Here is a 9,557-nt window from a genome sequence, read left to right as displayed (position 1 = left end):
AACTTTCTTCAGGCGATGAAAGAAGGCAATGTCAAGATTGCCAAGTCTCTCCTTCAGGAGCCTGATGAAAAGCTAAGAAAAGAGCTGAATTATCAGAAAGAGCATTCAAATAGGAGCTATGATAATTTCAAGGTGTTCACTTATAATTTTACGAGTGAGGAAGCAAAGGAAAGAGTAAAAAGATTCTTTTCCAATGAGCATACAATGGAGTATTTTGAGAAAAAAGATAAACCGGGAATGTTCTATAAATATATTGACAGTAGCTATAGGTATGTACTGGGATCTATTTCTATTCAAGGAGAAGACCCTACATTTAAACCTTATAGAGAAAATGAGAGACCTATCTATGAGTATGCAGTATCTGTAATAAATTATAAAGGAAAGCTAAAAGTTATTGAGGTAGTCAATCTAGACAGAGATCATGAAAGATAAAAAAGCAGATGAGGTTCTGTAGTATACGGAACCTCATCTTTTATATTTACTTTTCTAATGCTTTAAGAATATCTTTTTTTGTAATACCTACCATATTAAGTCTTTTAAATAATGTCTTATTATTACCATATCCTAAATGAAAATAATGATAAAGATATTCTCTTCTTATTTTATTATTAATAATGTCTAAATCAATAAATTCAGACCATGTCAGGGTATTTTCATATTCCTTAAATTCTACACACTGTTCTAATGCCTTTATAATAGCTTCTTTTCTTGCTTCTGCAATACCTAATTTCTTTTTCCCAATCGCATCTTTCTTATCTATAAAAGCATGTTTTACAAGAGGTATTTCGTTAACAATCTTATTTCTAATCTGCATACCGGGATAATCAGGATCTGTCAATACTATAACACCTCTTGTTTTGGCAGCTGTCTTAATAAGTTCTATTGTCATATCATTTAATGCACTGCCATTTGTTTCTATTGTTTCTACATCATATAACTGTTTTAACACAGCCGTATCAGTCTTTCCCTCAACCACGATAACTTCTTTTATCTTCTTCAATATATAAAACCCCCTGCTCTTTTCATTATTTATATTTCTTATACACTATAACATATATTATTCTGATATTTATCATAAATTTTAACATTTACTTCATAATAAAAACCTCCCTATAAGTATCATACCTATCCGGGAGGATTTCATTTAATTCTTTTATTCTATTTCAAAACTAAGCTTAATTTACTCTTTTCTTTAAGATAAAGATAGCCGCCAGTGATGATAATAATGCAATCATAACCGCTATTATAGATGTATGATCACTTGTATCTGTTTTACCCGGTGCCTTTGTATTATCTTGCGTTTGAGATGTCTTGCCTTTTTTAGCATCAATCTTTTTCTGTTCTTCTCTTGCCTTAGCGGCATTAGGAGCAATTACTATTTCCATATCCAATTTATCTTCTTTACCATAGACAAGTTTAACAGTATGTTTACCATTAGATAACTTAGATAACAGTTCTTTCTTTAAAGTCAGTATTGTACTTCCTTTTGCGAGAGTATAAGATTTCTTATCTAATATCTTATTATCTAAATAAACACCTGTCAGTTTTTCTAATGCTCCATTTGTTTTAATAACTATATCTTTAGGATGAGTCTTATCAAATACCTGTTCATCTGTTAAGAATTTATACTTAACAAAGACTTCCACTTCTGATGTCTGTTCTTTTCCATCTACCTTATATGTTACTTTTATTACCTGTCTGCCGGCTGTTTTAGAATCATATCCGGAAACCTTATAATCTTTAATTTCTGTTTTCTTCCCTAATTTAGTAGCTGTAATCGTTAAATCAAGCTTATCGCCTTCACTATAAATCATTTGATTATTCTTTACTGTCACTTCAGTTGTTGTAGTCTGTGGCAAGCCAAGAATCTGCTTTAAGCTTCTAGCTGCATGTAAAGCCGGTTCTAATGGTTTTTCTTTACCATCTTTTTCTAAATAATAGCCAAGATTACCTATAATATCACACTTATAACCTCTGCCCTGTTCATACATCTGAGATTCTGCATAATAAAGCAATGTTCCTCTTCTTGTATGATAACCGCTCGTTACGATTGTAATAGATTCAATCTTGTCTCTCTTTAACATATCAAATGTATTCTCTGCATTCTGTACAGTTGTCATAGCACGAGGATCTGTAAATATACGTTTTTCATCAATATGACATACATTCACAAGATACTCTTTCATAAGATCAGCTTCTGTATGCTGATCCGGATTATTAGGTCCGGTAGCTCCACCGGAAACATAAATCTTAGTCTTAGGATATAAACGAGCTGCCGCTGCTACCGTTTCACATCTTCCTTTTAATTCATCAAGCATTTCTCCATCTTTTAACTGGAATCCCAGACATACAAAGGCATGTTTTTCACTATCTTTAATACCGCTTGTTTTTAATTCATCCGCAGTTGCATTATGAACATTTTTATCCCATTTAAATGTATATCTTTTCCAGTTTTTAGAAAATAGTTCATTCCACTTTTTGCCTATATTCTTCATGACCGCATAATCAAGATTAGAATATTGTTCTGCCTGATTAAGCAGATTTGTTTCTAACGCATCATTATCAGTAGTATTCTTAGCTAATTCATCAATATAAGCAGTATAAAGCTGTTTGCCTCCTTCATTAAACTTATAGTCTTTATAAGCCAGTGATGGTGAGATCTGACTTATTGACATACCGATCATAAAAATCAGTGCGATAAAAATCTTTTTAATCTTCATAAATAAACCTCCTTTTATTTTATCGTCTTATCTATATTTTAGTTGTAAACGCTTTCCTATACAATAAAAATAGTATTATTTTCTAATTCTGAAAATAGTACAAAAATTAAGATATCTGTTCTCATTTTGAAGTGTATTAATATATTAATTATATTTTCATTTAGTATAAAAGGAATATACGTGTATTTAGATAATCGTTATAATATCTAAAATAAAAAGCACCTCAATTGTGTGATATGAGGTACTTTTTATTTCCGGTCTATTTCTACAATACTCCAAATACTTCTTCAATGCGTTTATCTAAATCAGTTAATTCTTTATCTTCATGATGATTTTCCATATTCTTAAAAGCAGTTGAGAGCATCAGCTTTATTCTATTAAGCTGGTTTGTTTCTGATGCTCCGGGATCATAGTCAATCGCCACAATATTAGACTGTGGATATTTATGCCTTAATGCCTTAATAACACCCTTTCCTGTAACATGATTGGGAAGACAGGCAAATGGCTGCATACAGACAATATTTGAAGCTCCTTCATTAATTAAATCAATCATTTCAGCTGTTAAGAACCAGCCTTCTCCTGTCTGATTTCCTAATGATACTACTTCTGATGCATTCTTTGCCATTTCTTTAATAGGATGAGGAGGAGTAAAGCGTGAAGACTCTTTTAATGCCTTAATCATATCTCTTCTTAAGAAATCAACAAACTTAATCGCCAGATTTCCTAACATCTGTCCTTTCCATGTTCCATCATAATGTTCTTTCTTATAATTAGCATTATAGAATGAATACTGGAAGAAATCGATCAAATCCGGCATCACTGCTTCAGCACCTTCATTTTCTATGATGCTGACTATATCATTATTAGCAGTTGGATGGAACTTAACTAATATTTCTCCTACTAAACCAACTCTTGGTTTCTTAATATCTAATAACGGTAAATGATCAAAATCATGAACAATGCGATAGACATTCTTCTTAAATTGTCTCATAGAGCCATTTTTAACATTTTCCTGACATTTTTCTACCCATGACCGATATAAAGCATTGGCAGATCCTTTTTCTTTTTCATAAGGACGTACACGATAAAGAACTCTCATAAACAGGTCTCCATACATTGCTCCAATAACCACTTTTTTTGCCAGCTTATATGTAATCTTAAAGCCCGGATTAGACTCTAAACCGGAAAGATTAGCAGAAATAACAGGTATATGTTCTAAATGAGCATCTTTTAATGCTTTTCTGATAAAAGCAATATAATTTGTTGCTCGGCATCCTCCACCTGTCTGAGAAATCATTAAAGCAGTCTTATTAATATCATATTTACCGCTCTTTAATGCTTCCATCATCTGTCCTGTTACTAAAATACTAGGATAACATGCATCATTATTAACATACTTCAAGCCATTTTCAACTGCTCCTTTATCTACTGATGGAAGAACTTCAAAATTATATCCTTCTTCTCTCATTGCGGTTTCTACAAACTGAAAATGGATAGGTGACATCTGTGGGCATAGAATAGTCCATCCCTCTTCTTTCATCTTCTTAGTAAATGGAACAACCGGAGGCTCATAATGATTTTCTAAACATAATGGCTGACGTTCCTTATTCACTGTTGCTTTTAGAGATCTGATACGTATTCTGATCGGTCCTAAATTAGATACTTCATCAATCTTAATCAAGGTATAAATCTTACCTCTAGCCTGTAATAATTCAGCAACCTGATCACTGGTTACTGCATCCAGACCACATCCAAATGAAGTCAACTGAACAAGTTCAAGATCTTCCTGAGTAGAAACATACTGAGCAGCACGATAAAGTCTTGAATGATAAGTCCATTGATCAACAACTCTTAGTTTTACATGCTCATCATTTAAGGAAGCAATGGCATCCTCTGTTAATACTACAAAACCTTCCCCTGTGATCAGATCAGCAATCCCATGATTAATCTCCGGATCTACATGATAAGGTCTGCCTGCTAAAACAATCCCTTTCTTATCATTAGCTCTCATATATTCCAGTGCCAGTTTTCCCTGATCCTTAACATCTGCACGCATTCTGCCTAATTCTTCATAAGCTTTATCAATTGCTAAGTGCATTTCCTGATCAGTAATATTAAATTCTTTAAGTGAGTCTTTAAGAACATTAAATAATGTTTTAGGATTATTTAAAGAAATAAATGGATTTTTAAAATTAATATGTTCTTTTTGAATATTATCTACATTATTCTTAATCACTTCCGGATAGCTTCCTACAATTGGACAATTATAATGATTACCGGCATCTTCATATTCAAGCTTTTCATAAACAACAGATGGATAGAAGATAAAGTTAATCTTTCTGGCAATCAGATTCTCAATATGTCCATGTGCTAATTTTGCCGGATAACAGGCACTTTCACTGGGAATAGATTCTATTCCTTTCTCATAGATAGCTTTTGATGAACGTGCTGATAAGACAACTCTGAATTTTAAGTTTGTAAAGAAAGTAAACCAGAACGGATAATTCTCATACATATTTAAAACTCTTGGTATCCCAACTGTTCCTCTTTTAGCATCTTTTGGCATTAATGGACGATAATTGAAGATACGCTTATATTTATAATCAAATAAGTTAGGTAATAATTTAGATGTTAATGGAAGATTAGCTCCTCTTTCACATCTATTACCGGATATATATTCTCTGCCATCATTAAATGAAGTAATTGTCAGCATACAGTTATTTGTGCACTTACCACAATTCCTCATCTCATTCTCATAAGTCAGTTTTTCCAGTTCTTCTAAAGATAATAATGTTGATCCTGCCAGGTCATCATTTTCAATCGCAATACGTGCCATACCATAAGCACCCATTAATCCGGCAATATCAGGTCTTACAGCTTCAATACCGGTTTCTTTCTCAAAAGCTCTTAATACCGCTTCATTATAAAAAGTTCCTCCCTGTACGACAACATGTGTTCCTATATCTTCTTTAGATCTTAATTTAATAACTTTATAAAGAGCATTCTTAATAACTGAATACGATAACCCGGCAGAAATATCTTCTACTGAAGCACCTTCTTTTTGCGCCTGTTTTACTTTAGAATTCATAAAGACCGTACATCTTGATCCTAAATCAATAGGATGCTGTGATTGTAATGCAAGTGAAGCAAATTCTTCTATCTTATATCCTAATGATTTCGCAAATGTTTCTAAGAAAGAACCGCAACCTGCCGAACAGGCTTCATTTAAAGAAATATTCTGAATAACATTATCTTTAATACTGATAGCTTTCATATCCTGACCGCCAATATCTAAGATAAAGTCAACATCTTTTTCATATGCTTTAGCCGCTGTATAATGAGCAATAGTCTCTACTTCACCATAATCTACTTTTAAGGCAGCTTTAATCAATGATTCACCATAACCGGTAACCCCCGCTTTTGCAATCTTACAACCATTTGGAAGCATCTTATAAATATCTTTCATTAAATTAATAATCAGCTGTAATGGATTGCCCTGATTAGAATTATAGAATGAATAAAGAATAGCTCCTTCTTTATCCGTTAAAACAACTTTAGACGTTGTTGAACCAACATCTATACCAAGATATACATCTCCTTTATATGTACTTAAATCACGTTTTAAAGTCATATGTTCATGATGTCTTTTTCTAAAAGACTCTAATTCTTCCTGATTAGAAAAGAGAGGCTCTAAAACATTAGATAACTCAGTTTTTTCTAAAGCAATTGATTCTAAAGAATGAATTAAAGACGTTAAAGTCTTTCCTTCTTCTACCTTTTCTTTTGCTTCCAAACAAGCCCCCATAGCAACAAAAAGCTGAGAATTATCAGGAAAAATAATTTCATCATCCTTTAAATTAAGCGTCTCAATAAAACGATCTCTTAAAGCATCTAAAAAGTAAAGAGGTCCTCCTAAGAAAGCAACATTTCCTCTAATCGGCTTGCCACAGGCAAGTCCTGAAATTGTTTGATTAACAACCGCCTGAAATATAGAAATCGCAATATCTTCTTTAGAAACACCATCATTAATTAATGGCTGAACATCTGTTTTCGCAAAAACACCGCATCTTGATGCGATTGGATAAACTGTCTTTGCATTCTTTGCTAATGCATTTAAACCTGAAGCATCAGTCTGTAATAATGAAGCCATCTGGTCAATGAATGCCCCGGTACCTCCGGCACATGTTCCATTCATTCTTTGCTCCAGCAATCCTTCAAAATAAGTGATTTTAGCATCTTCTCCACCAAGTTCAATGACTACATCAGTACGTGGAATATACTTCTCTACTGTCTTTGTACAGGCAATAACTTCCTGAACAAAATCAATATTCATCTTACTTGCCAATGATAATCCGCCGGATCCTGTCATACTGACATATACTTCTATATCGCCAAACTGTTCTTTAAGTTCTTTTAATAAATCATAAATTGTCTTTCTAACATCAGAGAAATGTCTCTGATAATTGGAATAAAGACACTGATTATTTTCATCAGTTAAATATAATTTAACTGTTGTACTTCCTACATCTATTCCTAAATAGTATTTCATAGATGACCTCCCCATACATTTATCTATTCTTAAACACTCACCATTACATTCTTCATAGCATCATAAAGAGCCTTTGCTTTTTTCTGAGAAAAGCCTCTGCCATTATTCTTCCATCCCCGATAAGTAGAATAATTAACACCTGCTTTTTCACAAATAACTCTCATATTAAAATAAATACATTTACTGGTTACTTCTTCCTTATAATCCATTGTAAGCTTTCACCTTTCTATACTACTTATTTGTATCATTTAAATAATGATATACTAATACATTTTTTTTAAAAGTCAAGAAATCTGCATTTTATAAATAAATATTATTGGCTGAACTGCTGTTATTTCAGTAAGTTGCATAATATTAACTGAATAAGATGATATATCAAACACAAACAAAATCATAGCGCTATATTCCCTTTCAGTTAGTGATGAGAACAGAGACGTCAGCAAGAAAGTAAAAACAGGTATTAAGCAAACAAAAAGTCCGTAACAACAGAAACTCCCTACAACTATATAAAAAATTCTAAAAACAAATACTTTTAGATAATTAGAAGCTATGTAGAGAAATTATTGCAAGAAAACAGAAGGCTAAACAGATGAAAAAGAAAAAATTAGAGCCATAAAATTAAGCTGAAATATAGTATATCTCTCTCATTTTACAATTTATCAATTTTTTAAAAAACTATTGACTTGGAGTTAACTCTAAGGATTATAGTATAGATATAGAATACTAAAAAACAAATCGGTTTGGAGGAGAAATACCATGACAATTAAGGAAGTATGTGAGAAATTTGATCTTACTCCTGATACACTGCGCTACTATGAGAATGTTGGTGTAATCCCGAAGGTTAATCGTACAAAAGGTGGCATTCGTGATTATTCTGAGCAGGACATTAAATGGGTTGAGAACGCTGTTTGTATGAGAAGTGCCGGAGTTCCGGTTGAAATGCTGATAGAGTACGTAAGACTCTTTCAGGAAGGTGATGAAACCATCAAAGCAAGACGAGATCTTTTGATGGAAGTTCGTGTTAAAGTACAGAAACAACTTGATAAATATCAGACTACTATGGACAGACTTAATTACAAGATATCCAGATATGAAGAAGCAGTAAAAACGGGTGTCCTTAGATGGGATGCTGAGGAAATTAAAAAAGACTGAGGAGACAAGCTATGACAAAGAGATTATTGGCGTTTTTTTCAAGAGCAGATGAAAACTATTTTGGTGGCTCTATGCAATATATCGAGGTTGGAAACACAGAAGTCATTGCCGGAAAAATCAAGGGCAGAATTAGCACAGATATATTTAAGATTGAAATGAAAACACCTTATGCAAAGGATTATAACACCTGTATTGAGGAAGCAAAAGCACATAAAAACAATGACGCAAGACCGGAACTGATATCTATGCCGGAAAGCATAGACGTGTACGATACTATAATTCTTGGGTACCCAAATTACTGGGGAACAATGCCGATGGCTGTTTTTACATTCCTTGATTCATTTGATTTTACAGGAAAGACAATTCTTCCTTTCTGTACAAATGAAGGAAGTGGCATGGGGTTCAGTGAAGCTGATATTAAGAAGCTTTGTTCTGGAGCAGATGTAAAGAAGGGGCTTCCTATTAACGGAAGCAATGTCGCAAGCGCTGATGCTCAGATTGAGAGCTGGCTTAGGTCTAATGGATTAATGTAGGAGGTTTTTATGGATTACGAAAAAGGATATGTATATGAACTCATGGATCAGGGCGGTCCTACTTATATCAATGAGCCATATTTTAAAGATGCAGTAGATGAGATGCTGCGTGCAAGAACTCTCTGTGCAAAAGCAAATGCATGTATGCCGGATGATCCAAAGTACGTTGAATACTTAGAAGAACTTTTTGGTAGAAAGCTTGATGATGTAAGGATTCTTACTCCGTTTATCTGTGATTTTGGAAACAGAGTAAAGTTTGGAAAGAATGTATTTATTAATCATTCAGCAATTCTTTCCGCATCAGGCGGAATTGAATTTGAAGATGGCGCAATGTCAGCACCGGGGCTTCGTATTGCAACCATCAATCATGATATGAATGAACGTCACTCAAAGTATACCTATGGAAAAGTACTTGTGAAAAAGAATGCCTGGCTTGGCATGAATGTGACTATATGTCCAAGTGTAACGATTGGCGAATATGCTGTTGTTGCTGCCGGAGCAGTTGTTACAAAAGATGTGCCTGATTATGCAGTTGTAGGCGGTGTTCCTGCCAAGGTTATCAAGTATCTCGATGCTAAAGAACAGAAAGAGTAAGGAGGAGAA

Annotated in this window: 8 protein-coding genes; 4 read left to right on the top strand and 4 right to left on the bottom strand. The window is 33.5% G+C overall.

All coding sequences use genetic code 11. From position 1 onward, the window contains the following. The coding region (locus HMPREF9943_RS00760; protein ID WP_004801160.1) for a hypothetical protein at window positions 1–432 on the top strand (432 nt) is incomplete at its 5' end. Window positions 433–478: 46 nt separating this feature from the next. On the opposite strand, the gene rnmV is transcribed toward HMPREF9943_RS00760, so the two are convergent. The 4 genes from rnmV to HMPREF9943_RS00740 form a co-directional block, all read right to left on the bottom strand. Then, complete coding sequence (gene rnmV / locus HMPREF9943_RS00755; protein ID WP_004801159.1) at window positions 479–1,000, bottom strand: ribonuclease M5; 522 nt, start codon at window positions 998–1,000, stop codon at window positions 479–481. A 175-nt stretch (window positions 1,001–1,175) separates the two neighbouring features. Continuing rightward, on the bottom strand, window positions 1,176–2,720 hold the full coding sequence (locus HMPREF9943_RS09615) for an ElyC/SanA/YdcF family protein (RefSeq protein ID WP_004801158.1): 1,545 nt from the start codon (window positions 2,718–2,720) through the stop codon (window positions 1,176–1,178). Between the two features lie 265 nt (window positions 2,721–2,985). Continuing rightward, window positions 2,986–7,269 (bottom strand): 2-hydroxyacyl-CoA dehydratase, encoded by a 4,284-nt coding sequence (locus HMPREF9943_RS00745; protein WP_004801157.1) that lies wholly within the window; start codon window positions 7,267–7,269, stop codon window positions 2,986–2,988. Window positions 7,270–7,298: 29 nt separating this feature from the next. Next, a complete protein-coding gene (locus HMPREF9943_RS00740) occupies window positions 7,299–7,478 on the bottom strand; it encodes a hypothetical protein (RefSeq protein WP_004801156.1) in 180 nt (59 codons plus the stop codon). Between the two features lie 547 nt (window positions 7,479–8,025). Here HMPREF9943_RS00740 and HMPREF9943_RS00735 point away from each other — a divergent pair. From HMPREF9943_RS00735 to HMPREF9943_RS00725, 3 genes are read left to right on the top strand one after another with little or no spacing between them, the layout of a single operon-like run. Next, a complete protein-coding gene (locus HMPREF9943_RS00735) occupies window positions 8,026–8,421 on the top strand; it encodes a MerR family transcriptional regulator (RefSeq protein ID WP_004801155.1) in 396 nt (131 codons plus the stop codon). 11 nt (window positions 8,422–8,432) lie between these two features. Beyond that, entirely contained in the window at window positions 8,433–8,954 is a 522-nt protein-coding gene (locus HMPREF9943_RS00730) for a flavodoxin (protein ID WP_004801154.1), read from the top strand. Between the two features lie 9 nt (window positions 8,955–8,963). Beyond that, window positions 8,964–9,548, top strand: coding sequence for an LbetaH domain-containing protein (locus HMPREF9943_RS00725; protein WP_004801153.1), 585 nt, complete (start codon window positions 8,964–8,966; stop codon window positions 9,546–9,548). Window positions 9,549–9,557 lie beyond the last annotated feature (9 nt).

Source organism: Eggerthia catenaformis OT 569 = DSM 20559, assembly GCF_000340375.1.
Lineage (GTDB): Bacteria > Bacillota_I > Bacilli_A > Erysipelotrichales > Coprobacillaceae > Eggerthia > Eggerthia catenaformis.
The sequence above is the reverse complement of the archived record's forward strand: the minus strand, read 5'-3'. Positions and strand labels throughout refer to the sequence as shown.

Excerpts from the sequence above, each read along its gene's own strand:
- HMPREF9943_RS09615 (WP_004801158.1), bottom strand. The coding sequence starts at position 2,720 with ATGAAGATTAAAAAGATTTTTATCGCACTGATTTTTATGATCGGTATG.
- HMPREF9943_RS00725 (WP_004801153.1), top strand. The coding sequence starts at position 8,964 with ATGGATTACGAAAAAGGATATGTATATGAACTCATGGATCAGGGCGGT.
- HMPREF9943_RS00740 (WP_004801156.1), bottom strand. The coding sequence starts at position 7,478 with ATGGATTATAAGGAAGAAGTAACCAGTAAATGTATTTATTTTAATATG.
- HMPREF9943_RS00730 (WP_004801154.1), top strand. The coding sequence starts at position 8,433 with ATGACAAAGAGATTATTGGCGTTTTTTTCAAGAGCAGATGAAAACTAT.
- HMPREF9943_RS00745 (WP_004801157.1), bottom strand. The coding sequence starts at position 7,269 with ATGAAATACTATTTAGGAATAGATGTAGGAAGTACAACAGTTAAATTA.
- HMPREF9943_RS00735 (WP_004801155.1), top strand. The coding sequence starts at position 8,026 with ATGACAATTAAGGAAGTATGTGAGAAATTTGATCTTACTCCTGATACA.